This is a genomic window from Flavobacterium bizetiae (assembly GCF_902804475.1).
GTDB lineage: Bacteria > Bacteroidota > Bacteroidia > Flavobacteriales > Flavobacteriaceae > Flavobacterium > Flavobacterium bizetiae.
Window position 1 is genome coordinate 26,614 of record NZ_CADCSU010000131.1, and the last position, 26,505, is coordinate 53,118.

General features: G+C 33.4%; 26 protein-coding genes. 12 read left to right on the plus strand and 14 right to left on the minus strand.

The window, feature by feature from the left end:
• Positions 1 to 67: 67 nt before the first annotated feature.
• The 3 genes from FLACOL7796_RS18135 (at position 68) to FLACOL7796_RS18145 (ending at position 2,210) form a co-directional block, all read left to right on the plus strand.
• Positions 68 to 877, plus strand: a complete 810-nt coding sequence (locus FLACOL7796_RS18135) for an energy transducer TonB (protein WP_173972140.1) — start codon at positions 68 to 70, stop codon at positions 875 to 877.
• Positions 878 to 1,025: 148 nt separating this feature from the next.
• A complete protein-coding gene (locus FLACOL7796_RS18140; protein WP_173972141.1) occupies positions 1,026 to 1,763 on the plus strand; it encodes a DUF4184 family protein in 738 nt (245 codons plus the stop codon).
• 66 nt (positions 1,764 to 1,829) lie between these two features.
• Positions 1,830 to 2,210 (plus strand): PH domain-containing protein, encoded by a 381-nt coding sequence (locus FLACOL7796_RS18145; protein WP_121328953.1) that lies wholly within the window; start codon positions 1,830 to 1,832, stop codon positions 2,208 to 2,210.
• A 67-nt stretch (positions 2,211 to 2,277) separates the two neighbouring features.
• On the opposite strand, the gene FLACOL7796_RS18150 is transcribed toward FLACOL7796_RS18145, so the two are convergent.
• On the minus strand, positions 2,278 to 3,156 hold the full coding sequence (locus tag FLACOL7796_RS18150) for a M48 family metalloprotease (protein ID WP_173972142.1): 879 nt from the start codon (positions 3,154 to 3,156) through the stop codon (positions 2,278 to 2,280).
• Positions 3,157 to 3,484: 328 nt separating this feature from the next.
• Between FLACOL7796_RS18150 and lipA the strand changes: the two genes are divergently transcribed.
• The 3 genes from lipA (at position 3,485) to FLACOL7796_RS18165 (ending at position 7,641) form a co-directional block, all read left to right on the plus strand.
• Positions 3,485 to 4,351, plus strand: a complete 867-nt coding sequence (gene lipA, locus FLACOL7796_RS18155; protein WP_173972143.1) for a lipoyl synthase — start codon at positions 3,485 to 3,487, stop codon at positions 4,349 to 4,351.
• A 93-nt stretch (positions 4,352 to 4,444) separates the two neighbouring features.
• On the plus strand, positions 4,445 to 5,443 hold the full coding sequence (gene gap / locus FLACOL7796_RS18160; RefSeq protein ID WP_173972144.1) for a type I glyceraldehyde-3-phosphate dehydrogenase: 999 nt from the start codon (positions 4,445 to 4,447) through the stop codon (positions 5,441 to 5,443).
• Between the two features lie 26 nt (positions 5,444 to 5,469).
• Positions 5,470 to 7,641, plus strand: a complete 2,172-nt coding sequence (locus tag FLACOL7796_RS18165; protein WP_173972145.1) for a tetratricopeptide repeat-containing hybrid sensor histidine kinase/response regulator — start codon at positions 5,470 to 5,472, stop codon at positions 7,639 to 7,641.
• A 38-nt stretch (positions 7,642 to 7,679) separates the two neighbouring features.
• Here FLACOL7796_RS18165 and lpxK read toward each other — a convergent pair whose 3' ends face one another.
• Genes lpxK through FLACOL7796_RS18180 form a run of 3 tightly spaced genes read right to left on the minus strand, consistent with a single transcriptional unit; the run spans position 7,680 to position 9,212 of the window.
• Complete coding sequence (gene lpxK, locus FLACOL7796_RS18170) at positions 7,680 to 8,702, minus strand: tetraacyldisaccharide 4'-kinase (protein ID WP_173972146.1); 1,023 nt, start codon at positions 8,700 to 8,702, stop codon at positions 7,680 to 7,682.
• A gap of 4 nt (positions 8,703 to 8,706) precedes the next feature.
• Positions 8,707 to 8,988, minus strand: a complete 282-nt coding sequence (locus tag FLACOL7796_RS18175) for a Txe/YoeB family addiction module toxin (protein WP_173972147.1) — start codon at positions 8,986 to 8,988, stop codon at positions 8,707 to 8,709.
• Positions 8,964 to 9,212, minus strand: coding sequence for a DUF2683 family protein (locus FLACOL7796_RS18180; RefSeq protein ID WP_173972148.1), 249 nt, complete (start codon positions 9,210 to 9,212; stop codon positions 8,964 to 8,966). The genes FLACOL7796_RS18175 and FLACOL7796_RS18180 overlap by 25 nt, the downstream gene beginning before the upstream one ends.
• 232 nt (positions 9,213 to 9,444) lie before the next feature.
• On the opposite strand from FLACOL7796_RS18180, the gene FLACOL7796_RS18185 reads away from it, so the two are divergent.
• From FLACOL7796_RS18185 to FLACOL7796_RS18195, 3 genes are all read left to right on the plus strand, one after another.
• Positions 9,445 to 10,539, plus strand: coding sequence for a Nif3-like dinuclear metal center hexameric protein (locus tag FLACOL7796_RS18185; protein ID WP_173972149.1), 1,095 nt, complete (start codon positions 9,445 to 9,447; stop codon positions 10,537 to 10,539).
• A 3-nt stretch (positions 10,540 to 10,542) separates the two neighbouring features.
• A complete protein-coding gene (locus FLACOL7796_RS18190) occupies positions 10,543 to 11,322 on the plus strand; it encodes a zinc ribbon domain-containing protein (RefSeq protein WP_173972150.1) in 780 nt (259 codons plus the stop codon).
• A gap of 160 nt (positions 11,323 to 11,482) precedes the next feature.
• Entirely contained in the window at positions 11,483 to 12,355 is an 873-nt protein-coding gene (locus FLACOL7796_RS18195; protein WP_173972151.1) for an alpha/beta fold hydrolase, read from the plus strand.
• 194 nt (positions 12,356 to 12,549) lie between these two features.
• Here FLACOL7796_RS18195 and FLACOL7796_RS18200 read toward each other — a convergent pair whose 3' ends face one another.
• The gene (locus FLACOL7796_RS18200; RefSeq protein ID WP_173972152.1) at positions 12,550 to 13,230 is read right to left on the minus strand and encodes an ArsR/SmtB family transcription factor; all 681 of its coding nucleotides are present in this window, start codon (positions 13,228 to 13,230) and stop codon (positions 12,550 to 12,552) included.
• A 75-nt stretch (positions 13,231 to 13,305) separates the two neighbouring features.
• Between FLACOL7796_RS18200 and FLACOL7796_RS18205 the strand changes: the two genes are divergently transcribed.
• The 3 genes from FLACOL7796_RS18205 (at position 13,306) to rluF (ending at position 14,824) form a co-directional block, all read left to right on the plus strand.
• Positions 13,306 to 13,455 carry a hypothetical protein gene (locus FLACOL7796_RS18205; RefSeq protein ID WP_173972153.1) on the plus strand — a complete coding sequence of 50 codons (150 nt, stop codon included), beginning with the start codon at positions 13,306 to 13,308 and terminating at the stop codon, positions 13,453 to 13,455.
• A gap of 10 nt (positions 13,456 to 13,465) precedes the next feature.
• Entirely contained in the window at positions 13,466 to 13,810 is a 345-nt protein-coding gene (locus FLACOL7796_RS18210) for an antibiotic biosynthesis monooxygenase family protein (protein WP_173972154.1), read from the plus strand.
• 162 nt (positions 13,811 to 13,972) lie between these two features.
• Positions 13,973 to 14,824 (plus strand): 23S rRNA pseudouridine(2604) synthase RluF, encoded by an 852-nt coding sequence (gene rluF / locus FLACOL7796_RS18215; RefSeq protein WP_173972155.1) that lies wholly within the window; start codon positions 13,973 to 13,975, stop codon positions 14,822 to 14,824.
• A gap of 81 nt (positions 14,825 to 14,905) precedes the next feature.
• Here the strand turns inward: rluF and FLACOL7796_RS18220 are convergent, their stop codons facing one another.
• The 9 genes from FLACOL7796_RS18220 to FLACOL7796_RS18260 form a co-directional block, all read right to left on the minus strand.
• The gene (locus FLACOL7796_RS18220; RefSeq protein WP_173972156.1) at positions 14,906 to 15,832 is read right to left on the minus strand and encodes a magnesium transporter CorA family protein; all 927 of its coding nucleotides are present in this window, start codon (positions 15,830 to 15,832) and stop codon (positions 14,906 to 14,908) included.
• Positions 15,833 to 16,042: 210 nt separating this feature from the next.
• Positions 16,043 to 17,425, minus strand: coding sequence for a DUF4153 domain-containing protein (locus FLACOL7796_RS18225; protein WP_173972157.1), 1,383 nt, complete (start codon positions 17,423 to 17,425; stop codon positions 16,043 to 16,045).
• Between the two features lie 59 nt (positions 17,426 to 17,484).
• A complete protein-coding gene (locus FLACOL7796_RS18230) occupies positions 17,485 to 17,775 on the minus strand; it encodes a winged helix-turn-helix domain-containing protein (RefSeq protein ID WP_173972158.1) in 291 nt (96 codons plus the stop codon).
• 9 nt (positions 17,776 to 17,784) lie between these two features.
• Positions 17,785 to 18,399 (minus strand): hypothetical protein, encoded by a 615-nt coding sequence (locus FLACOL7796_RS18235; RefSeq protein WP_173972159.1) that lies wholly within the window; start codon positions 18,397 to 18,399, stop codon positions 17,785 to 17,787.
• 627 nt (positions 18,400 to 19,026) lie between these two features.
• The gene (locus FLACOL7796_RS18240) at positions 19,027 to 19,911 is read right to left on the minus strand and encodes a bifunctional 5,10-methylenetetrahydrofolate dehydrogenase/5,10-methenyltetrahydrofolate cyclohydrolase (protein WP_056255237.1); all 885 of its coding nucleotides are present in this window, start codon (positions 19,909 to 19,911) and stop codon (positions 19,027 to 19,029) included.
• Positions 19,912 to 20,040: 129 nt separating this feature from the next.
• Complete coding sequence (ffh, locus tag FLACOL7796_RS18245) at positions 20,041 to 21,393, minus strand: signal recognition particle protein (protein WP_083694162.1); 1,353 nt, start codon at positions 21,391 to 21,393, stop codon at positions 20,041 to 20,043.
• Between the two features lie 289 nt (positions 21,394 to 21,682).
• Positions 21,683 to 23,368, minus strand: coding sequence for an MBOAT family O-acyltransferase (locus tag FLACOL7796_RS18250; RefSeq protein ID WP_173972160.1), 1,686 nt, complete (start codon positions 23,366 to 23,368; stop codon positions 21,683 to 21,685).
• 1 nt (position 23,369) lies between these two features.
• Positions 23,370 to 24,737 carry a GDSL-type esterase/lipase family protein gene (locus tag FLACOL7796_RS18255; RefSeq protein WP_232067402.1) on the minus strand — a complete coding sequence of 456 codons (1,368 nt, stop codon included), beginning with the start codon at positions 24,735 to 24,737 and terminating at the stop codon, positions 23,370 to 23,372.
• Between the two features lie 46 nt (positions 24,738 to 24,783).
• Complete coding sequence (locus FLACOL7796_RS18260) at positions 24,784 to 26,268, minus strand: SGNH/GDSL hydrolase family protein (protein WP_173972162.1); 1,485 nt, start codon at positions 26,266 to 26,268, stop codon at positions 24,784 to 24,786.
• Positions 26,269 to 26,505 lie beyond the last annotated feature (237 nt).

Genomic DNA, 26,505 nt, shown 5'->3' on the forward strand with positions numbered 1-26,505 from the left:
TGTTTGCTAAACCCAAAACCTTACCGCTTATGATTTAAATGTTACTTAACCTTAAAATCCATAAATCATGTCTAAATCAAGTATCTACGAAGCAAGCTGGACCAATCTTGTTTTCGAAAACAAAAACAAAGAGTACGGTGCGTATCAATTACGCCAGGAGAATTCAAAAACCACTATTACTGCTCTTTTTATGGGTTTGCTTTTATTAGCCGCTTTGGGAAGTGTATCAGTGTTAATTAACAAATTCAGGACAGTAGAACCTGTAGAAGATCCAATTCCTTATGATCCTATTACACCCGTAGATCTAACTCCTATTCCTGTTCAACCAGTAGCACCGGAGCCTATTGCGCCTCCACAACAAAGCCCTGCTGCTTCGACCCCACCTGTTGGTGTTCAGTTGTCGAACCCAGTTGTAGCTACAGTAGATCAGTCAATTCCGGAAATTGCTACGAATGTAAATAATACTGTTGCAGTAGAAAATCCTGCTGGAACAGGAACTGCTACTCCTACTAACGTATTACCAATTACTGGCGGCGGCGGTGAAGTTGCACCTGTTACTAACGAGCCTATACCACCTGGTCTTTTAGACAAAATGCCGGAATTTCCTGGAGGAATGGCTAAGTTTTATACTTATGTAGGGAACAATTTCAACAGACCGGAAATAGATGCTGAAAGAGTATTAAAAGTATATGTTTCATTCGTAATCGAAAGAGATGGTTCTATTACTGATATTATGGTAAAAAACGATCCTGGTTACGGTATTGGTAAAGAAGCTGTAAGGGTTTTAAAATCACTAAAAACAAAATGGGTTCCGGGAGTTTTAAACGGAAAACCAGTTCGAACTGCCTATAACCTTCCAATTACGATTAAGGGATAATAATAATAAAAACAGAAAAGCAGAACTTAGGTTCTGCTTTTTTTTGCTTTTACAATTTATCATTGAGAGATTAAGGAAATTTAAAACTTCTGTTTGATTATTAATTTTAAATTTACCTCGCAAAGAAACTTAACTATTTTATCCTTAAATGCCATTTACCTTTTCCCATCCTGCAATAATTCTTCCTCTTAAATATTTACCTAAAAATTGGTTTTCATTAACCGGGCTTATAATTGACAGCTTAACTCCCGATTTTGAATATTTTATCAGGATGAAAGTTCAAAGCAATTACAGCCATACTTTTTATGGAATGTTTTGGTTTGATTTGCCTTTAGCAATTTTGCTTTCTTTTATATTCCACAATATAGTCCGTAATTATTTATTCTTTAATTCTCCTAATATTATAAAATCGAGAGTATTAATTTTCAGCACGTTTAATTGGAACATTTATTTTAAAAAACATTGGATCATAATATTAATTTCCACAATAATTGGAATATCTTCTCATCTTTTTTGGGATGGTTTCACACATAATCATGGCTATTTCGTAGACCATTTTTATTCATTAAAAAATAGCTTTTCATTTTTAGGAAATGAAATCCCCATCTGGAAAATGCTGCAACACACAAGCACATTATTAGGCGCCGTAATTATAATCGTATCATTTTTTAAGCTTCCAAAAAACACAATTTCTGCATTAAATAATCATCAAAAATATTGGACAACCATTAGCATACTTACCTTGACAATTTCAATATTACGATTTATGATTAACTTAAAGCTTTTATCTTTAGGAAATATTATTGTAACTGTAATTTCAGCTTTTATGATTTCATTAATTATAACTCCATTCTTAATTAAAGTTAAGGGAAGTTCGAAAAATTAACAAAATCAATTACTTTTGCTACACCTTAAAAGGAAAATCAAATCTATCAAAATTAAAAACTAACAAATGGGAATATTTTCAGCTATTCTAGGCAACGCTGGTTCAGTAAGTCAGGAAGATTTACTTAAAAAATACGGACAACTTTTAACTGATAACGAAGAAATCGAAATGGGTTTTAAACTTATCCGTGATACTTTTATCTTTACCAACAAGCGATTAATTCTTGTAGATGTACAAGGAATTACCGGAAGCAAAACAGAATATAAATCTATCGCTTACAAAAGCATCACTCGTTTTAGCGTAGAAACTGCAGGAACTTTTGATCTTGACGCCGAGTTGAAAATTTGGGTTGCCAGCGAATTACAACCAAGTATTGTAAAACAATTCAACAAATCTGTAAATGTATACGATGTACAAAAAGTATTAGCTTTTCACGTTTTAGGCTAATCTTAAAATAAAAAACCCGATAAATTTCTAAGAAACTTATCGGGTTTTATTTTTCTATCAAAAAGTATTATTTCTTTTTTGCAGTTGTTTTTTTCGTAGTTGTAGCTTTTTTGGTTGTCGTTTTCGTCGCTACAGGTGCAGTATTTACAATTTTTTGTTGCACATACGGTTTATACAAACCATCTTTTTCTGCTCTTTTCTTAGCATCTTCAGCTCTTTGTTGAGAATCCGGGTGTGAGCTCATCATCTGATCGATAAAGGACGCTTGTGATCCTTCGCTCATTTTAGCCAAAATTCTAAAAGCAGACTCTTCAGCATTTACATCATAGCCATTCTTTTTCAGGAAATTATATGAATACAAATCGGCCTCAGCTTCTTGTTTACGGCTAAATTTACTATCAATAATAGAACTTCCTATTTTCCCTAACTGACTATCTGTAACAGCTGCAACCTTTGTAGATTGCGATGCCGCAGCATCCATTAAAGCTTCTTTTTTATAAGCCGCTTTTATTGCATCTCTCGAATCATTATTGGCAACGTGACCAATTTCGTGTCCGATTACCGCAAGAAGCTCATTATCATCCATAATATCCATTAAACCTGAATACACACGAACGCTTCCGTCAGCAGTTGCAAAAGCATTAACTTCTTTTAATTTATAAACTTTATAATTTAAAGTATATCCGTCTCCAGCAGTATATTTTCCAAAAACTCTGTTTAATCTCAAAGTGTAAGGATCTGTTGCACTTGCCACTTCATTTTCAGTATCCATTTTATCTACTGCAGCTTTAGAAAGTGCAGCTGCATCGGCATTACTAAAAGTAAAACCAGTAACTCCTTTTTGAACAGCCCCAATCGCTTTATCGCCAAAATTAATCTGCGCATTCATTTTAGTAAAACCAAAAGTGGCAAACAAAACTCCCAATACAATAAATTTCTTTTTCATGTTTTATATTATTACAATTTAACAACAAATGTATTACAATGTTTAGGTTTTTCTATTTCAATTAAGCTCATTTTATAACAAATAAAGATATAAATATTAAACGATTAAAAATCAAGGTTGTGCTATAATTATTCTTCAAATTCAAATAAACAAACAAAAATTAGTCAATTGTGTCAGCATCATGATTTAAACACAATAATTTAACATGGGCGTATAATTATCATCAAAATCAATTTTTCAAACTAAAAAAAGATCAATACCAAATTAAATCTTAAACGAATCATCAAATAAACTACATTCATTATCTTTGTACTTTGAATTTTGATATATGGAAACAGTCATTGAAAATATACCAACTGGAAAACCTAAGTGGTTAAAAGTAAAACTTCCAATTGGACAAAAATACACTGAACTTCGCGGTTTGGTAGATAAATACAGCTTAAACACCATTTGTACCTCAGGAAGTTGCCCAAATATGGGTGAATGCTGGGGCGAAGGAACAGCTACATTTATGATTTTAGGAAATGTTTGTACGCGTTCGTGCGGATTTTGTGGTGTAAAAACCGGAAGACCTGAAACGGTAGATTGGGACGAACCTGAAAAAGTTGCCCGTTCTATAAAAATCATGAACATTAAACACGCCGTAATTACAAGTGTTGACAGAGATGATTTAAAAGATGGTGGTTCTATTATCTGGATTGAAACTGTAAAGGCCATTCGCAGAATGAACCCAAATACTACTTTAGAAACTTTAATTCCTGATTTTCAAGGAATGGAAAGAAACTTAGACCGAATTGTAGAAGCAAATCCTGAAGTAGTCTCTCACAACGTTGAAACGGTTCGTCGTTTGACTCGTGAAGTACGTATCCAGGCGAAATACGATCGTAGTTTAGAAGTTTTACGTTACTTAAAAGAAAAAGGTATCAACAGAACCAAATCCGGAATCATGTTAGGTCTTGGTGAAACTGAAGAAGAAGTTTTTCAAACCATGACAGATTTACGCAATGCAAATGTTGATGTAGTTACAATTGGTCAGTATTTACAACCAAGTAAAAAACATTTACCTGTAAAAGAATTTATTACGCCAGAACAATTCGCACGATACGAAAAATTTGGTCTTGAATTAGGTTTCCGTCACGTAGAAAGCGGTCCCCTTGTTCGTTCTTCATACAAAGCACAAAAACATATTTTATAAAAAAAGATTATTCGTTTAACCGGTTAATCGTTTAATTATATCAATAAACTAAAAGATTAACCGGTTAAACGATTAAACAAATAAACCAAAAGATTGAAAACAAGAATTGCTATTAATGGTTTCGGAAGAATTGGTAGAAATTTATTCCGTTTACTTTTAAACCATCCTGATATTGAAGTCGTTGCTATCAACGATATTGCTGATAACAAAACCATGTCTCATTTGATAAAATACGATAGTATTCATGGAGTTTTACCCTTTATCGTTAGTCATGACGAAACAGGAATAATCGTTAATGAAAAACATTATTTGTTTTTTCACGAAAAAAGCATTTCAAAATTAGACTGGAAAAGCCATAATATTGATTTCGTAATAGAATCTACAGGAAAATATAAAACTCACGAAGAGCTAAATGCTCATCTTGAAGCAGGGGCTAAAAAAGTAATACTATCGGCTCCGTCAGAAGTTGATACTATCAAAACGGTTGTTTTGGGTGTTAATGAAAATATTCTTGACGGAAGTGAAGATATTATTTCCAACGCAAGTTGTACTACAAATAATGCTGCCCCGATGATAAAAATCATCGATGAATTGTGCGGAATCGAGCAAGCGTACATCACAACGATACATTCTTATACCACAGATCAAAGTCTTCACGACCAACCACATAAGGATTTACGCCGTGCGAGAGGCGCAAGTCAGTCAATTGTTCCAACAACTACAGGTGCAGCTAAGGCATTAACAAAAATTTTTCCTAAATTGCATGAAAAAATCGGTGGTTGTGGAATTCGCGTTCCCGTTCCCGATGGTTCATTGACCGATATTACGTTTAATGTAAAACGTGCTGTTACGATTGAAGAAATAAATAAAGCATTTCAAGAAGCCTCAAAAACAAATTTAAAAGGAATATTAGATTACACAGAAGATCCTATCGTTTCTGTTGATGTAATTGGCAACACACATTCGTGTTTATTTGATGCACAACTAACCTCTGTTATTGACAAAATGGTAAAAGTTGTGGGTTGGTATGATAACGAAATTGGCTATTCATCAAGATTAATTGATTTGATTTTGCGTACAAGAAAAATATAAGATTCATTGTAAAAGCATTGCATTACATGAAATACCACTTTTTTATTCTTTTTTGTTTTTTTAATTCATTTTTGTATTCTCAATCCAAAAAGAATACAGATAGTGTCTCCTATTACAACAACTTAGTAAATAAAAATCTGGGCAATAAAAAATACAAAGAAGCTGTTTTTTATACTCAAAAGTCAATTAATTTCTGCGAATCGAATCACCAACACGAAGGTTTGGGCAATCAAACTTTTAAGCTTGGCAAAATTTACTACAAACAGCATCGATATGATGAAGCCTTAAAAAGCTTTCATAAAAGTGTTGCATCATTTGACAGCGTAAAACCAACTTGTACCAAAGTTTTGGCGTTGCATTATATTGGCGTAGCGAATACTGCAAAAGGCGATTATGAAACTGCTGCTATTTATTACAAAAAAGCCGAATCGCTTTTGAATCAGTTAAAAATGACTGATCATGCCGAAGTTTTGAATTATCAAAAAGCATTGGCATTAAAAGCAAACAAAAATCTTCCTTTAGCAGCAAAAATATTTCAGGAAATAACAAAAAAGCCTGACAATCCGCATATTCTAAAAACAAAAACGGATGCATATTATCAACTCGGTTTAATCGAAACGCAACTTAAACGAAATGATTCTGCTATAATTTATCTGGACAATGCTTTAGAATACAATTCAAAAAGCAATAATCTGGCTCAGAAATCAAAAATCATTTTAGCGATAAGCCAATATTATAAAAAGAACAAAAATTTTGACCTCGCCTATTCTTATCTGGACGAACATTATCAGTTAGAAAATTATATCTTAAAAATAAAAAATGCCAAACTTGATCTTAATGAGTTTGAGAAATTCAAAAAGAATCAATCGTTAAACAATACAATTAAACGCGAAAGCGAGGAAAAAATTCAGCTAAAAACTTATCGTTATTCTAAATTGGTAAGTATTTTGGCCATTGCACTTATTTCGATTTTATCCCTTTTAAGTCTGGCATTGTATAAAAACAATATTATAAGAAATCAGAATAATTTACTTTTAAGAGAAAAAAACAAAGAACTTATTTTAGCTAAAAATAAAGCTGAAAAAGCATCAAAAGCCAGATCTGAATTTTTATCAACGGTAAGTCACGAACTCCGGACGCCATTAAACGCCATTAACGGAATTACGCATTTACTTCTAGAAGACAATCCTAAAAAAACACAATTAAAGTATTTAGAATCTTTAAAGTTTTCAGGAAATTATCTCACGACATTTATCAATGAAATTCTGGAAATTAATAAAATCGATTCTACAAAAGTCGAAATAGAAAATATTAGTTTTAATTTAAAAGAGCTTTTATTCAATATTCAAAGCTCCTTAAAAGAATTGGCAACTGCCAACAAAAATTATTTCAACCTCGAAATAGACGAGGCTATTCCGGATAATTTAATTGGTGATCCTACTAAGATTTCTCAGATTATTTTAAACCTGATTAACAATGCTTTAAAATTCACGCAAAACGGTAATGTAAATGTAATTGCAAAATTATATACGAAAGACGAAGATAGCGCTACAGTTTATTTTGAAATTGTAGACACGGGAATTGGTATTCCTGAAGACAAGCTGCAAACTGTTTTTGAAAGCTTTTCGCAAGGTTCAATCGAAGTCAATCGCAAATATGGCGGTACTGGCTTGGGACTTACAATTGTTAAGAAACTGATTGAACTTTTAGGAGGCGAAATAAAACTAAAAAGCGAAGTTGGTAAAGGTTCTACTTTTACCTTTAAATTGAAATTTAAGATTAACAATGAACCTTTGGAAGTGGTAGAAGAAGCAAAACCTTATAACGACAAACAATTAAAACACAAGTCGATTTTATTGATTGAAGACAACAAAATCAATCAGATGATTACGCGAAAAATGCTTGAAAACAAAGCCATTACCTGCGAAATAATCGATAATGGTGAAGATGCTGTTGAACTTTTAAAAGTAAAACGTTTCGATATGATTTTAATGGATGTGCATTTGCCTGGAATCAACGGAACAACAGCTACAAAATTAATCAGGGAATTTGACAAAACGACTCCAATTATTGCATTAACGGCTATTTCGCTTGACGAAAACAGAGACATGCTTTTATCTTTCGGGATGAACGACGTGATCACAAAACCTTTTGTTCCGGATGAGTTTTACAGCATTATTGCAAAGTTTTTTGATTAGTTTTTTAGACTCTATCCCAAAGCTTCGGGACTGATTTTCTAAGATTCTAAGTTTAATTTGACATACTCTAAAATCGTAGCGTCAAAATTTTGCTGATGATTAATAAACGTACTTTTTATTGGTAAGTAATACAATTGCAAAGCCAGTTTAGAATCTTTTAAGCGTACATAATCTTTTTCTGTTGTAATGATTCTTTTATTTTGAGCCTTAGACTGAATCAATTCTAAATCGGCATCAGAGAAATTATGATGATCCGGAAAAGTCAGACATTCATCTTTTTCATTTTTTAAGTAATCAAAAAACGGCGTTGGTTTTGCAATTCCTGCAATAAGCAATTTCGATTCTTCTTTAATTTCATTAACTGCAACTTTTTCATTTTCACCATAAATACAATCATCGTAATCTATAAAAGTAAAATAAATTTGTTGTGAGCAAGTAAGTTTCAACTTCAAGCGAATTGCTGTTTGTTCTTTATCTGATAAATCTTTTGGACATTTCGTGATAATCACAATATTGGCTCTATTGGCTCCGCTTCTGCTTTCGCGCAAATTTCCGGTAGGCAGCATAAAATCATCTGCATATAAATCTCCGTAAGAACTCAATAAAATATAAAATCCTGCTTTTACTTTTCGGTGCTGATAGGCATCATCCAACAAAACAACCTGCGGCTTTTGATTCTGCGAAAGCAATTGTATAATTCCGTTTGTTCTGTCTGCATCAACCGCAACCTGAATGTTTGGGAATTTTTGATAAAACTGAAAAGGCTCATCTCCCAAAATTTCAGCATTAGAACTAGAACTTGCCAAAACAAAACCTTCAGACTTTCGTTTATAACCGCGGCTTAACGTAGCTACTTTATATCGATCCGATAACAATCGAATTAAATATTCGATTTGAGGAGTTTTTCCGGTTCCGCCCACGCTTAAATTTCCAACAGCAATAACAGGAATATCAAAAAATGTTGATTTCAGAATTCCTTTGTCAAAAAGAAAATTTCTGATTGAAGTAATGAATCCGTATAGAATAGCAAACGGAAAAAGTATTTTTCGAAGTAAGTTCATAAAGTTATTTATCAGAATAATGTCCCATTGCAGAAACTACAAAAACAGTTACAATTTCGTCTTCAACACGATAAATTAAGCGATCTTTTTGATTAATGCGTCGAGACCAAAATCCTGCATATTCATGTTTTAATGCTTCAGGACTGCCAAAACCTTCGTATGGATTTTCTGTAAGATCGATTAAAATTTTAGCGATATTTTTTATCGAAATTTTATTTCCTGATTTTTTATGTTTTTCAATATCCAGATTTGCAATCTTAGTTACTTCAACCCTAAACTTCCCCATATATCATCTGGATTCAGCGTTGTAGTTTCGCCATTTTTAATATTCTCTTCTGCTTTTTTAACTTTTTCAATAAATTCAGAACTGTAAATACTTGCCTCTTCATTAACCTGTCCATATGTTGGTTCAACGATCTCAATACCTTCAACACCTTTAAAAAAAGCTTCAAACATCGCCATAAACGCTTTTCCTGTCTTCGTCTGCTCGTTAACTTTTATTGTAGTCATGACTTATGATTTAGAATTACAAATATACGAAAATCGTACAATTTAGTATCAGTAATTTATACCATCAGTATCACCTATTTATACTTGGTAACCACTTTTAACTAAAACATAGGGCTTTCAAAGTATAATATTTTTCGTTAATTTGTTTGATGAATTTATTTCAGGTTTTAAGCTTCAGGTTCCTATATAAAACCTGAAACAAATAAAACCTGAAACCTGAAACAAAAGAATAATGAAAATCAAAGAAATATTAGCAGTTCTCGAAGAAATGGCACCTTTGGCTTACGCCGAAGATTTTGACAATGTTGGCCTTTTAGTTGGCGATGCTGAAACCGAATGTACTGGAGTTTTGGTTTGTCATGATGCTTTAGAAAACGTAATCGAAGAAGCTATTGCTAAAAACTGTAATCTGGTGGTTTGTTTTCACCCGATTTTATTCTCCGGAATTAAAAAAATTACAGGCAAAAATTATGTAGAACGTGCGATTCTAAAAGCTATTAAAAATGATATTGCGATTTATGCTGTGCATACAGCTCTGGACAATCATTCAGCTGGAGTGAATAAAATATTTTGCGATGCTTTAGGTTTAACGAATACCAAAGTTTTAATTCCGAAACAGAGTTTTATCAAAAAATTAGTGACTTATACCACTCCGGATAATTCCGAGAAAGTTCGAAATGCACTTTTTGAAGCTGGTGCCGGAACTATTGGTAACTATGACAATTGCAGTTTTAATACCGAAGGTTTTTTTACCTTTAAAGGAAACGAAGACAGCAATCCTGTTATTGGAGAAAAAGGAAAACTACATACCGGAACTGAAATAAAAATTGAAGTTGTTTTCGAAAAACATTTACAATCTAAAATCCTCAAAGCGCTTTTTGCGAATCATATTTACGAAGAAGTAGCTTATGAAGTTTACGATTTACAAAACTCACATCAGAATATTGGTTTAGGAATGATTGGTGAATTTGAAACTGAAATGGATGAAAAAGATTTTCTGTTTTTTGTAAAAGATAAAATGATCGCTGACGGAATTCGTCATTCGGCCTTTACAGGAAAAAAAATAAAGAAAGTTGCGGTTTTGGGCGGCTCTGGAAGTTTTGCCATAAAAAATGCCATCATGGCTGGAGTCGATGCTTTTTTGACCGCAGATTTAAAATACCACCAATTTTATGAAGCTGAAAATCGACTACTTTTAGCCGATATTGGTCATTTTGAGAGCGAACGCTATACAAAAAACTATATTGTTGATTATCTTCGAAAAAAAATCCTTAATTTTGCCATCATTTTATCAGAAGAAAATACAAATCCAGTTAAGTACTTATAGAATATGGCGAATACGAAAGAATTAAGTGTTGAGGACAAGTTAAGAGCAATATACGATTTACAGCTTATTGACTCTAGAATTGACGAAATCAGAAACGTGAGAGGTGAACTTCCTTTAGAAGTGGAAGACTTAGAAGATGAAGTTGCAGGTTTAAGCACGCGTTCAGAGAAACTGAAAAGTGAACTTGAGGTTATTGAAGATCTTATCAAAGCAAAGAAAAATGCAATTGATGAGCACAAAGAGGTTATCAAAAAATACACAAAACAACAAGAATCAGTTCGCAATAACAGAGAATTTAATTCTTTGACTAAAGAGGTTGAATTTCAAGAATTAGAAATTCAATTGGCTGAAAAGCAAATCAAAGAAATGAAAGCTTCTATCGAGCATAAGAAAGAAGTTACTTCTAATCTAAAAGAAAAACTTGACGCTAAGAGTTCGCACTTAAAACATAAAAAATCTGAATTAGACGCTATCATGGCTGAAACTCAAAAAGAAGAAATCTTCTTGTCTGAGAAATCAGCTGAGTATTCTGCTCAGATCGAAGAAAGATTATTAGCTGCTTACACTAGAATCAGAACTAGTGTTCGTAACGGTTTAGCTGTTGTATCTATCGAAAGAGGAGCATCTGCAGGATCATTCTTTACAATTCCGCCTCAAACGCAGGTAGAAATTGCTTCTAGAAAGAAAATCATTACTGATGAGCACTCTGGAAGAATTTTAGTTGACAGCGCATTAGCTGAAGAAGAAAAAGAAAAAATGGAACAATTGTTCTCTAAATTCTAAATACGAGTCCCGATTTTATCGGGACTTTTTTTTATCATTATTTTTCTGCCACAGATTAAAAGGATTAAACAGATTAAATTATTCTTACGCTGAAATAAAATCTTTTTAATCCTTTTAATCTGTGGCAAAACATTTTTTACCTTTAGAAAAAATTTAAGTTTTGGGAATTAAAAAAGGAATTCGTTTCATTACATTAAAATCGGTTGGATCATATATTAACCTCTTAAGCTATGTTCGCCCGCAAAAAGCTATTGAACTTTCTTATGCCCTTTTTAGTCAACCCAGAGTTGGTCGATTTCCAAAAGAAGGTTTACCCAAAATATTAAAAAATACAGAAACCGAAACGTTTCATCATAACGAACACCATTTTCAGACGTATATCTGGAAAGGGAATGAAACCAAAATTCTTCTCGTTCATGGTTGGGAAAGCAATGCTTCACGCTGGAAAAAAACGTTACCACATCTTCAAAAATCCGGAAGTACTATTATTGCTATTGATGCTCCGGCTCACGGACAAAGCAGTGGTAAGGAATTTAATATTCCGCTTTATGCTGAATTCATCAACAAAGCGGTAGAAAAATACCAACCGACTATTATTATTGGCCATTCGATTGGTGGCGCAGCTTGCGTTTATCATCAATATTTATTCCCGAATACGAGTATTAATAAAATGGTGATTCTTGGAGCTCCATCAGATTTAAAAACTTTGATAGACAATTATATTGCGATGTTGAGTTTGAACACCAAAATGTTTTCACTTCTTGAAACTAAATTCATCAATCGTTTCAATTTTAAAATTAGCGATTTCTCCGGACAAAAATTTGCCTCACAATTTAATGTTGCCGGCTTTATCGCTCACGATACTTCCGATAAAATTGTTGCTTTTGAAGAAGGTAAAAAAATTGCCAGTAACTGGAAAAATAGTCAGTTTATCGAAACCAAAGGTTTAGGCCACGGAATGCATGATGATGAATTGTATGAGAAGGTAATTGAGTTTTTGTTTTCTGAAGGTTCTGAGACGCTAAGTAGCTAAGGTACTAAGGCACTACGTTTTTTTCTTAAAAACGGTAGTATTGTCATTTCGACGAAGGAGAAATCTTCGCAAGTAACTCCGTAACGAAAACCCAATCTTTGTCGAGCTTCTCACGAAGATTTCTCCTTCGTCGAAATGACAAGATTGCGTGAAATCTATTAATCTGAAATCTAAAATCTGCAATCTAAAATTACCTAAACAACAATCTTAAAATTCTTCAAGAACTCCTTTTCACCTTTTCCTGTTATTATAATTGCTCTTGAATCTTTTGTTCTTCTGATCCAGTCTTGCTCCAGCATTTTATTCAACAACAGAGTTCCTACTGATCCTGCGATATGATTTCGTCTTTCACTCCAATCGAGACACGGTTTTAAGAATATTCTTTTTTGCTTTTGGGCTTCTTCTAAATTAATTCCAAAATCTGAAAACCATTTTTCTCCTTCGGGACTAATTTCGAAAATGTTATTCTTTTCGATTATTATTTTTTGATTTATTAAACTATCGGCTAAAGCCACTCCTATTTTACCCGCCAGATGATCATAACAAGTTCGGCAATATTTTATTGGGAGATAATTTTCTGTTTTCTTTTTTGATGAAATCTCCGGCTTCGGAATAAGGTTTGCCATTGCTTCAACAACGTAAGCCACTTCTTTACTAGAAAATCTATAATATTTATGTCGGCCTTGTTTTTCGACAGTCAGTAAATTTGCTTCAAGAAGTTTACCCAAATGCATGCTCATATTTTGCGGCGATGTATTTACAGCAACTGAAAGTTCTGTGGCTGTAAAAGCTCTTCCGTCTAACAATGTCCACATAATGGCTGCACGCGTGGCGTCTCCAATTAATCCTGCCGCTTTTATAAATTGATCTTCCATTTTAAGTTTTCATAGTTAAATACAGAATGAAGTATTCTCTTGTAAAGTTAAATAACTTTGCTAAAAACAATTTAGATGAGCCCTGCTTTATTTCTTCAGCCGACTGAAGTTTTATGTTTTTTATTTCATGAATATAAAACAATCACGCTTTTAGAAAATAATATAAAATACGAACCCTTGATTAATACCAGATTACCAAAACATATCTGGATTTCGATAAAATAAAAAACAAAATATGATAGCTGTAATTTTTGAAGTGATTCCTAACGAAGGGAAAAAAGAAGAATATCTGAACATCGCTGCAAGCCTTCGACCAGAATTAGACCATATCGACGGATTTATTTCAATAGAACGTTTTCAGAGTTTTAGCGATGCTGATAAAGTTTTATCGCTGTCTTTCTGGAGAGATGAAGAAAGTATTCAGCAATGGCGAAATCTAGAAATGCACCGTCATGCTCAGGCAAAAGGAAGAAATGAAGTTTTTAAAGATTATCTTTTAAGGATTGCAACAGTAGTTCGTGATTACGGAATGTTTGAACGAAAAGAAACACCTGAGGATAGTTCGTCATATCATGAGTAGAGGTTCAAAGTGATAGAGGCTCAGAGGGACAAAGGTTTTTTTTAAGGTTCTGAGGCTCTAAGGTTCTGAGCTGCTAAGTTTTTTTAGACAAACAACTTATATAATCTAAAGATCTAATAATCTAAAATTCTAAGAAGTCTAAATTTTACCTACTTTTGCAGTATGGAAGAGAATTTAAAACGTCTTAATAAATTTATAGGTGAAACAGGTTATTGTTCTCGCCGTGAAGCTGATAAACTTATTGAAGAAGGACGCGTAACAATAAATGGTGTTGTGCCTGAAATGGGAACTAAAGTTTCGCCAAATGACGAAGTGCGTATTGACGGAAAACTGATCGTTGAAAAACACGAGAAATTGGTTTATCTGGCTTTTAACAAACCGGTTGGAATTGAATGTACAACGAATCTTGAGGTTCGTAATAATATTGTAGATTATATTAATTACCCTAAACGTATTTTCCCTATTGGAAGATTGGATAAGGCGAGTGAAGGATTAATTTTTATGACGAATGACGGTGATATCGTAAACAAGATTTTGCGCGCCAGAAACAATCACGAAAAAGAATACACGGTTACGGTAAATAAACCTATCACAGAACGTTTTATACAACGTATGGGAAATGGTATTCCGATTCTGGATACTGTGACCAAAAAATGTAAAGTGGAGCAAATTAGTCAGTTTACTTTTAAAATCATTTTAACGCAGGGTTTAAACCGCCAAATTCGTAGAATGACCGAATACCTGGGTTATGATGTAACGGCGCTTAAACGTATCAGAATCATCAATATTTCGCTTGATGTTCCGGTGGGTCGTTATCGTGATTTGACTGATGATGAAATTAAAGAATTAAATCTGTTAATTGAACCTTCTAGCAAAACCGAAGAAGCAAGTTTACCAAAACCTGAAGCTACAAGACGAAGAACTGATTTTTTATCTAAAGATGATGTACCTAAACGACGAACAAACTTTATATCAAAGGATGATCCGAGATTTAAGAAAAAAGGAGATTATTAAACTGATCTTATAAAAAAAATCCCCTTTCGCTGAAACGAAAGGGGATTTTTCTTTTATACAATGTTTTAAAAAATCATTTTATCAAAACCATCTTCTTCTTTTAAACAAAAAGACTCCAAAAGATGATAAAATAACGGACACTAAAAGAAGGATCCAAATTCCGTATTTACTTTCCTCTAAACCGTTTGGCACGTTCATTCCGTACAAACTGGCAATTAATGTCGGGATCATTAAAATAATAGAAATTGAAGTCATTTGCTTCATAATATTATTCATGTTGTTCGAAATTACCGAAGCATACGCATCCATCATTCCGGTAAGGATGTTGCTGTAAATATTTGCGGTATCTTGTGCCTGACTTAACTCGATATCAACATCTTCTAATAAATCCTGATCAAAATGTTCTCTTTTTGCTTTTAAATTTTTTATTCTGTGAAACAAAACATCGTTTCCTTTTAAAGAGGTGATAAAGAATACAAGACATTTTTCTATTTGCAAAAGCGCTTGCAATTCTTCGTTTTTGATTGATTTCTCTAAATTATCTTCGGCCAGTTTTATCTTTTGATTGATTTGTTTCAGGTATTTTAAATACCAAACACTTGAGGACAATAATAATCGTAAAACGAGATCGAAATTGTCTTTTATATGGATGTTTTTGCGGTTGGTATATTGCACAAAATCCGAAATGATTTCTGTTTCGTAAAAACTAATGGTAACGCAAACATCTTCTTTAAATATTAGTCCTAAAGGGATGGTTTGAAAAGGCAGTTTGACATCATTACTTTTTACAGGAATACGCATGATGAATAAAGTCCAGCCATCTTCAGATTCCATACGAGGTCTTTCGTCGATATCTTCAATATCATTATAAAAGGCTTCGGGAATATTAAGTTCTTCGAGTAAGTATTTTTTTTCTGTTTCTGAAGGAGATTCAATGTTGATCCAGCAGTTTGGAGTCCATTCCTGAGTCTCGATTAATCCGTTGTTGTTTTTGTAAAAGGCTTTCATTTCAAAATTGCAGGGTTTTATCATAGCATTTTGAAATAATTCAAAAGCTATTTTAATTTAATACTAACGAATAATAATCGTCCATTGGAGAAGTTTTTTTTAAGTGGTGCAAAAGTATCTTTTATTTTTTAGAACCAAAAGTTTAAAGGTATAATTAAATACTAAAAAACCGTCTTTAGTATATTTCTAAGACGGTTTTTCAAATTGTTGTTATTTCTTTAAAAACTCATAATACAAAGCTTTTGATAAAAATCCTGCACTCTGATAATTCTGAATCATTTCTTCTCGAACAATTTCAGCATTTCCACCGTCTAAATTATTCTTAGAAAAATATTCTCTTCGGGCTTCATCATTAAAATTCAAACTAGTCAAGAATATAGGCTCCGCACATTTATTTACAGAGATATTATAATTTGTTATCAAATTTCCCCAATTTACAAAACTGCATAATAAAACCGTTCCGTAAAAATACCATACCATCTGATTTGCCAAATACGCATTTGTTTTTTGTTTGGTAATTTTTAGAAAAACAAAAACTAACCCTATAATAGCTAAAATTAGAAAAGCATAAACTCCTAATCGTTTATAGGTTAATCCCTGAACCGCAATATACTCAGAGTTTTTAATGAATGTACTTGCGATCAAAAGTCCGTTTAAGACGATCCAAATTTTGGCTAATTTTTTAAGATTAGCTGCTTTTTTATCAAAATTAAATCCTCCTTTAAAATAGAATAATATTAAACCTACTGCCATAATAATCGAGAAGATTACTGAATTTACTCTTTCGTGGGTATCAGCACTTAAATTTGGGTTCTTTACAACTTCAAAAAATTGTTCGTAGTTATAGGTTGCAATAAATACCAAAAGCATAATGTTTAATAATACCAGCGTAATCTCGCCACTTTTTCGCTCGAAATCAATATCTAAAAACGAGAATGTACTTTGGTTTTTGATTTCGGCTATATTATCGAAATCATTATCCAGCATTGCATTTTTCTCGTATGAAAGATCCGGTACCCAATAATTCCAGAAACTAAAAGAAATATAGAATCCCAAAATACTTATTAATAACAATTGAACAATATCAATATCTAAAGTATAATCTGTAAATAAAGAAGAGAAATGGTTACTTCCAAAAGAATATACGATAAAAAATAACCCAATAAAAATTGCAGGAATAACAAAGAAGGCAACAAGTTTTTTAGCAAAATCATTATGAATTTTCTTTTCCGGAAGCCATTGGTTAAACATAAAAATGCGACCTACGGAAGCAAATGCATTCAAGAATACCAATGGAAATATCTGTATAATTTTAAGTTTAGATTCCTGGGTTTTAAACTGTAAAAAGAGAATTGACATTGCCAAAGCCAGAAAAGAAGCAAAGTCTCCGTACCAGGCAAAGGCAAGACATGACAAAACCGAAGTTACGACCAAAATCAAATGTGATCGGTCTGTAAAGCGATCCTGAAAAAAATAGCAGATAAAACCAGTTAATACTAGTCCGAAAATAGCGAGGTTTACTCCTACTGACTCGTTGTAAAAAAGCAGTGCAAATATCAAACTGCTGGCTAAAATAATTTGGTGTTTTTTCATGATTTTAATTTTTAAAAGTACTTTGTGTTTCAAAGTGTTTAGGTAAAAAAATATAGTTATTACGATTTCATTAATTTTTCAAGGTAAGAAAGGTGTTCTTTGAAGGCCGCACGTCCTCTAGGAGTTACCTGATAAGAGGTTTTAGGCTTTTTATCCACGAATTCTTTTTTTACTTCGATGTATTCTGATTTTTCAAGAGCTGAGGAATGACTGGCCAAATTACCATCGGTGATATTGAGGAGATTTTTCATCTCAGTAAAATCAACCCATTCATTGACCATCAGAATGGACATAATCCCCAGTCTGACACGGCTTTCAAAATCTTTATTTAGTTTATCAATGATTCCCATTGCGTGGATTTATTTGTATTTTTTGAACATTATTAATCCGTACAAGATATGCAAAATACCAAATCCTACGATCCAAAAAACTAAACCATACCCGATATAAAAAAGAGAAATAAATCCTAAAATTAATTCACAGAATCCTAAGTACTTAACATCTGAAAATGTATATTTCTCAGCATTCACAAGTGCTAAACCGTAGAAAATTAAAGTAGCCGGAGCGACTAAACCATAAATTTCGTGGTATATAAGTGCCAGACAAAATAGGCCTCCTGCCAAAAGAGGAACAGCTAAATTGAAAAGCATATTTTTTGTGGCCGATGTCCAGATTGGGAGATCGTATTTTTTGCTTTTTCTGATTGTAAAAAATATGCCAAAAGCAAAAGCGCAAACTAAAATTGCAACCCCAACCCAGAATAATTCTGAAACCAAGTTACTTGTCAACAATATATGTTGGTCAGTAAAATATTCGATCCCGTTTACTTTGAATAATTGATAAACGTACAATCCGCCAATTAAAGCAGACAAGCCCGCGAAAACTCCTGAGAGTCCGCTTAGGGATATAAATCTTGAAGAGCGCTCCATCATGGAACGAATGTGTGCTAAATCTTCTTGGTGCTTCTGATTCATAAATAAAGTACTTTGTAATGCAAAGTTATATTTTATTTTGAATTGACAAGTATAAAAATTAGATTTTTTTATTGGGATTTTTTTTCTACGTGTTTAGATAGATTTACATTATCTAAAAATGTGTAATCCCTACGGGATATTTATGGGTTTCGATTTTTTTTTCTACCAACCATTAGCTACCAACCTTTAACTCCTAGCGGAGTTATTTTGTTGATGAAATAATTTATTTATTGTGTGCGTTTTTTTTTTAACGCAATCTTGTCAGGCTGAGCGGAGTCGAAGCCCTGTAAGTAACTCGATACATAAAATTTTACCGCAAAGTTCGCAAAGGATTACGCAAAGTTCGCAAAATTTTGTGAATTGAGCTTTGCTTTGAGATCGCAAAAGGATTGTGTTTAAAGCTTAACTTAATGACATTGCCCGCTGTGACTGCTGCATCACGCAAAGTTGCGTGAGGGATAGGAGCTGGCTACCGAAGTAGCGTGGATAGCCCGACCGTATTTGCGAAAGGCGCGCATAAGCGGTATGTTAAATAGCGCCTTTTGTAAATACGGTCACGCCCAAAGTATATAAAACAACAAAGCCTACTCGATTGAATAGGCTTTGTTTATATTTATTTGAAGTAAATTATTTTTTGGCACTTCTCATTTTTCTTGCTAAAAGTGTATTTTTAAGCAACATTGCAATTGTCATTGGTCCTACTCCACCAGGAACTGGCGTGATGAATGATGATTTCTTGCTTACACCGTCAAAATCTACGTCACCTTTGATAACGTATCCTTTTGGGTTTGATGCATCTTCTACACGAGTGATTCCAACATCTACGATTACAACTCCGTCTTTAACCATATCTGCTTTTAAGAATTCAGGAACTCCTAAAGCTGTGATAATAATATCTGCATTTTTAGTGAATTCGGCTAAGTTTTTAGTTCTACTGTGGGTTAGAGTTACTGTTGAATCTCCAGGATTTCCTTTACGGCTCATTAAGATACTCATTGGGCGACCTACGATGTGGCTTCTACCAATAACAACGGTGTGTTTTCCGGCAGTTTCTACATTGTAACGCTCTAATAATTGCATGATTCCGAATGGTGTTGCAGGAATGAAACTTTCCATTTCAAGTGCCATTCTACCAAAGTTTGTTGGGTGAAAACCATCTACATCTTTATCCGGATCGATTGCCAATAAGATTTTTTGTTCGTCGATATGTTTTGGTAATGGTAACTGAACGATGAATCCGTCAAGATCGTCATCTTCGTTTAGTTCTTTGATTTTTGCCAGTAAAGCTTCTTCGGTGATGTCTTCCGGTAAACTTACTAAAGTTGAATCAAAGCCAATTTGCTGGCAAGATTTTACTTTACTTCCTACGTAAGTTAAACTTGCTCCGTTTGTTCCTACGATTACAGCTGCCAAATGAGGTACTTTTCCTCCGGCATCTTTTATCGATTGAACTTCGGCTGCGATTTCGTTTTTAATGTCTTCAGCTGTTTTTTTACCGTCTAGTAGTTGCATTTCTTGTAAGTTAAATGTTTTGAGTTAAAAGTGAGAAGTTAACTGCTTCTCTATTATTAATATAGTTAAAAAATTTAAGGTCTAAAATTCCAAGCAACTTGAAACTTTAAACCTTAAACAAATTTTTCTTTATCTCGGCATTCCGCCTGGCATTCCTTTCATGCCTCCCATCATTTTCATCAGGTTTTTTCCGCCCGGACCTTGCATCATCTTCATCATTTTGCTCATTTGGTCGAATTGCTTCATTAACTGATTTACTTGCTCGACTTTGGTTCCGGAACCTTTAGCGATTCTGGCTTTCCTTTTTACGTCGATTATGGCAGGTTTACTTCTTTCGATTGGCGTCATCGAGTGAATGATTGCTTCTATATGTTTAAAAGCATCATCTTCGATCTCTACATCTTTCATGGCTTTTGAAGCTCCCGGTATCATTCCAACCAGGTCCTTCATATTACCCATTTTCTTTACTTGCTGAATTTGAGTTAAGAAATCATCAAAACCGAATTCGTTTTTAGCGATTTTCTTTTGAAGTTTTCTTGCTTCTTCTTCGTCAAATTGTTCCTGCGCTCTTTCTACAAGAGACACAACATCTCCCATACCTAAGATACGCTCAGCCATACGATCCGGATAGAAAACATCAATTGCTTCCATCTTCTCGCCTGTACCTACAAATTTGATTGGTTTGTTTACAACCGATTTAATCGAAATTGCAGCTCCACCACGTGTATCTCCATCTAATTTCGTTAAGATAACTCCGTCGAAGTTTAAGATATCGTTGAAGGCTTTTGCTGTATTTACAGCATCTTGTCCTGTCATGGCATCAACAACAAACAAAGTTTCTTGTGGCTGAATTGCTTTGTGAACACGAGCAATTTCATCCATCATTTCCTGATCTACTGCAAGACGACCTGCGGTATCGACAATAACAACGTTGAAACCGTTTGCTTTTGCATGTTTGATTGCGTTTTGAGCAATCTCTACAGGGTTTTTATTTTCCGGTTCTGAGTAAACCTCAACACCTATTTGATCTCCAACAACGTGCAACTGATTGATCGCCGCAGGACGGTAGATATCACACGCTACAAGAAGTGGCTTTTTGTTTTTCTTAGTTTTTAAAAAGTTGGCAAGTTTTCCTGAGAATGTTGTTTTACCAGAACCCTGAAGTCCTGACATCAAAATAACACTAGGTGTTCCGGAAAGATTGATTCCTGCAACATCACCACCCATTAATTCTGTTAGTTCGTCTTTTACTAACTTCACCAGTAATTGTCCTGGCTGAAGTGTTGTTAAAACGTCCTGACCAATCGCTTTTTCTTTTACTTTGGCAGTAAAATCTTTAGCAATTTTAAAGTTAACATCGGCATCAAGTAAGGCACGACGAACTTCTTTTAAGGTTTCGGCAACGTTTACTTCTGTAATTTTACCGTGCCCTTTTAATATATGGAAGGCTTTATCTAACTTATCACTTAAATTATCAAACATAATTTTTTCTTTATTTGAAGTGCAAAGATAATCTAATTAGATATTTCAGGCAATTTTTATTTAGCTACAAAGTGCGTTTTGATTTTACCGCAAAGTGCGCGAAGTTTTACGCAAAGTTCGCTATGTTTTTTTTTGCTCGCAAAGTCGCTAAGACGCAAAGTTTTTTTTGTTTCACGCAGATTTAGCAGATTTTAAAAATCTTTTTAATCCTTTAATCTGTGGCATTAATTAAAAAAAGCGCAAAGAATAAACCTTTGCGCCTTTGTAACTTTGTTCCTTTGAACCTTCTTTAAAACTGAAAGTAAATAAACGGTTGTGAACCGGCAACTGCTGTTGCATACACGATCCAATATACGAAACCAAGGATAATTGCTTTTCCTATAAGAGGGGTTTTATCGAAAACGAATTTCATTTTTGATGTAATCGCTTCTGGTAAAAAGTGCCAAACATATCCGAAAAGCATTAATCCAAACACATTTTTATATCCTAAAATAATGGCTTGCCAATGTTCTGGTTCGAATGTTAACTGACCAATGTTGTTGATTACTTGCAGGGCTGTTTCGAAATCTCTGGCACGGAAAAAGATCCAGCAGAAAACTACGAAATGGAATGTTATTATAATAGAGAATAATGTCCATAAAAAATTTGAACCTTTGCCTTCTTTTTTGGAAGGAAAAAATTCCATGAATATTTTATGAACCGCTAATGCTAATCCGTGTAATGCTCCCCACACGATAAATTGTGCTCCGGCTCCGTGCCATAATCCTCCCAGAAGCATTGTGGTAAACAAATTGAAATTGGTTACCAATGTTTGATGCTTTTTCTTTGAAAGTAAAAATGTCAAAGAGAATAATATGATGGCTCCAATTGCAATTGCTAACGGAATAAAACTCTCGTTTACATTTGAAATTCCCCAAAGCAATAATCCGAAGAAAAATAAACTTGGGAATAAAAACCCTGCAAATGTTCCTTCTCTGTTTCCTCCAATAGAAATATACAAGAAATCTTTTAACCAGGTTGATAATGAAATATGCCATCTTCTCCAGAAATCAGTAATCGATGTTGATTTATATGGCGTTCTAAAGTTGGCTGGTAATTTAAATCCTAACAACAAAGCAATACCAATTGCCATATCTGAATATCCTGAAAAGTCGCAATAAATTTGAATGGCGTATCCATAAGATGCCATTAAATTTTCGAACGAGGTATAATTCATTGGCGTATCAAAAACACGGTCAACGAAGTTTATCGAGATATAATTTGAGATTACGGTTTTCTTGATTAAACCTCCAATGATTAAAAACAAAGCGTTGTTTACATCTTGTTTTGTCAGGTTTAATTTTTGGTAAATCTGTGGCAAGAAGTCTTTTGCCCTAACAATTGGCCCGGCAACTAACTGCGGGAAAAACGAAACGAAAAATAAGTATTCGATGTAGTTTTTTGTTGGCTTAATTTCTTCACGATAAATCTCGATAATATAACTCATCGATTGAAACGTGTAGAACGAAATACCAACGGGAAGAAAAATATCATGAAGCTTATAATTACCATGAAACATATCATTGAATGTTACGATCATGAAATTCATGTATTTAAAATACCCCAATAATCCTAAATTCAGGATCACACTTATAACAAGGTAAATTTTCTTTCGGCTGTCTTTTGCTTCTTTATAGATAATTTGGCTTAAGCCATAATCTACGACCGAAGAAAGTAATAAAAGTAAGAAGTAAATTCCGCTTGACTTATAATAAAAGAAAAGCGAGAAAAGAATCACGTACGTTAATCTCAAATAAAATGTCTTGCGTAAAAATGCGTACACAAAATAAAATACGAGAAACAATCCTAAGAATAAACCGGTATTGAATAATAGTTTTTCTTCGGGATTGTATATAAACCAGCTTTTAGCCTGTTCTAAAGTAACTGGTCCAAAATTTTGAACAAACCAATTATTGATGCTATCTATTGTAATCAACTTAATTTTTTAATTTAAAATTATCGTATGCTTTTAAAAATGCCTCTGTAAACAAGTCGCCTTGTTTTTCGTATCCTTTTTTAGAATAATGAACCCAATCCGGCCCAATTAATCCTTGAGATTTTAATTGTTGAATTCCATGCATTCCACCAAACTCATCGTATAAATCCCAAACAGCAACATTGTCCGTTTCGGCCATTTTAATTATACTTCTCGCATAATCGAATATGTAAGTATTAGTTCTTCTTCCTTTAAGCAAAGAAGGTGCTGGTGTACTAATAATTATTGGAACATTTATATTCTGCTCTCTCACTTTTTTAATAAACAGACGAATTTGTTCGATATAAGCCGGAGCTTCCATGTGATCGTAACTTTCATTTGTTCCTAAAGAAAGAACCAACATATCAGGATGTAAAGCTTTTAATTGCTCAAAGAACAAAGGATATTTATTATAATCTGAGAACTTTGCTCCGTTTACTCCTATCCCACTATACATGATTCCGGGAGCATCTTTTTCGAGAACAATTCCGTTAAGTACGTATTTGTCTGCATTTTTATTCGGAATCAGGAAGATTTTATCTAATGGTTTATCAGAATGATAGGAATGAGAAAATGAATCAGATTCAAGATCTAAAGAAACAAACTCAGAACTTGTAATGTTTTTAGGTTTTGTTTCATTCGTTAAAATTCTTAAGGTTCTGCCTGCACGAATATTATTTGATTTTAGGTGATTTTCTCTTTTAATTTCGGCAATCGAGATATTATATTTATCCGCAATTGTAGAAATAGCTTCACCTTTTTTTATTTTATGAGTAATAACTTTTCGCTCTGTTGACTGAATTGTTTTGACTTGGGATGATGTTGCCAAATCAAACATTTTCTCATTTTTAGGCGTAATAACATGAATGGTATTAAACCTGAAATTGGCTTCTTTAATATTCAATTCTACTGCAAAACCTCCGTTATCTCTCCATAACGCAATTCCGCTTAAACCTACAGGAACATTTTTGAATGGATGAATGTTTCGATAACTTTCCCATGTTCTGTTCGAATGAAAACGCTCGTTATAAGAACCATTCGTTTTGGCCAATTGATAAGGAAAAACTAATCCTCTGCCGGCATTACCAAACTTTCGTTGAAGATTAAGTCTGATTTCATTGGTCATTAAATCACTCTGAATGTGAGAATCACCAATGTGCACAATACTTATCTTCTGATTATTATGAAGCTCGTTTTCCTTTAACTTCGCAAAAAAACGTTCTAATACTTTTGCATTATAGATTCTATCCTCTGAAAAAGAATCGACTGCTGCTGTATCTACTTTATGAATCATGTTTTCTGTTATTGGAATTGGATCTGGCTTTTGCATTCTATCATTTGTTGAGAAAAAAAGACAACAAAGGAAAATCATTAGTCTAGTCATTTACGCTATCATTTTTTACAGAAACGGAATCTGTATTTGTTTTTCTGACGGCCTTCCGCTTATTAACGTCAGTTTCTCTATTTTCTCGCAATGCTTTATATTGCTCGTAACCTTTATTTAATTGATCGTATAATAATTTACCTATAGCTTTTGCTCCACGCTGGTTAAAGTGTGTATAATCTTTATTGGCTTTTGCCGGAGATTCGTCTACCCATTTTACCATCGATCCGTCACCTCCCATTAAAGTATACAGATTCACGAATCCGGATTCGGTTTCGAGAGCATATCTTTTTTGAGCTTTCATTAAAGGAACTACGGCAGAATCTGTTTTCATTTCCATATCATATTTGGTAGATTTATCAGCCGTTGAAATAATCAAAATAGAAACTCCCGGAAAAGATTCTTTGATTTTATTCACTGCTTTTGTCATTCCCCTTTGATACCATGAGTAATTCTTGGTTCCGTAGTTTAAAACGTTGGTTCCATAATGTAAAATTACCAAATCGTATTTTAAGCTATTATTGAATCCCTGCATTACATTGGCATTAAACATAGAAATTGGCAATCCTGAATTTCCTCTTTGCGAGAAATTATCAACGTGAACTCCTATCCCGTTATCAAAATTAAAGCCATAAATAGGAATTGAATCGGCATGGATGAAATTAGCCTTAAATGCTTTTATACTTCCTGAACTTACTTTTAAGGTATTGATCAGGTTGTTAGGAACAAGACTTTTTCGTAAAGTATCTTTTCCGATAATAAAGTTCACGTTTCCTTTTTTAGATGATCTTCCGTAAAACAATGTTGGGTTATCTAAAGTTGTTGCGTATTTATTTAATCCTGCTTCGTACTGAACCCAGGTCGTATTCGATTTATCGTTTGCAAAAAACACGTGACCGTTTACCCCAAAAGGACTAACTGGATTTTTGATGTTTAAATACGATAATGTTTTCCAGTTTTTAGAATAGGTAGATTTTACAGATCCTCTTGAAGCTGCAGATTCTGAAGTAATAGAAACAAAACCTACTCCATTACCACCAAAACGTTCCTGATAATTAGATCGAACATCCTGCACGATCAAATCACCATCTGTCATAGAATCTCCATAATAAGCGATCCTAACTTTGGCTTGTGGATTCTTTTCAAGCTGATATAATTTTTCATAAAAAGAAATCAGGTACTGATATCCTTTATAATTATCAAAAGTTTCAGATGGAAATTCGATTCCTTCAGCAGCATTAAAAGTAATTTTTTCTCCTGCTTCCTTCTTTTCACTTTCAGAAATACTGTCGCCTTTTAGTGCTAAAGAGTCGTTCGCTACAGATTCCAGAAGCAAACTATCAATAAGGACATTTTTAGAATCTACTTTACTATCCGGAAAAATTTTATCAGGTAAGATTTGTTTAAATCCAATGAAAGCTACGAATGCCAATGCTACAATTGCAAAAGACTGAAAAAAATAAGATTTTGTGTTCACTAGTAATTATAAATTTGAAGAAAGGATATGTTAAAATTTCTATTCAAAATTCCTGTTAATTCCCTATAAAAAAGTATCTGCAAAGATAGAATTAAACATTAATTTACGAATTATTTTTAGCATTAAAATAAAAACAAAAAAAGAGGCTAGATTTATCTAACCTCTTTATCAAAAAAAAAATAAAAAAAACAAAGCTAATGATTCACTAATTTTATGTGTTGTTATACTATATTACTG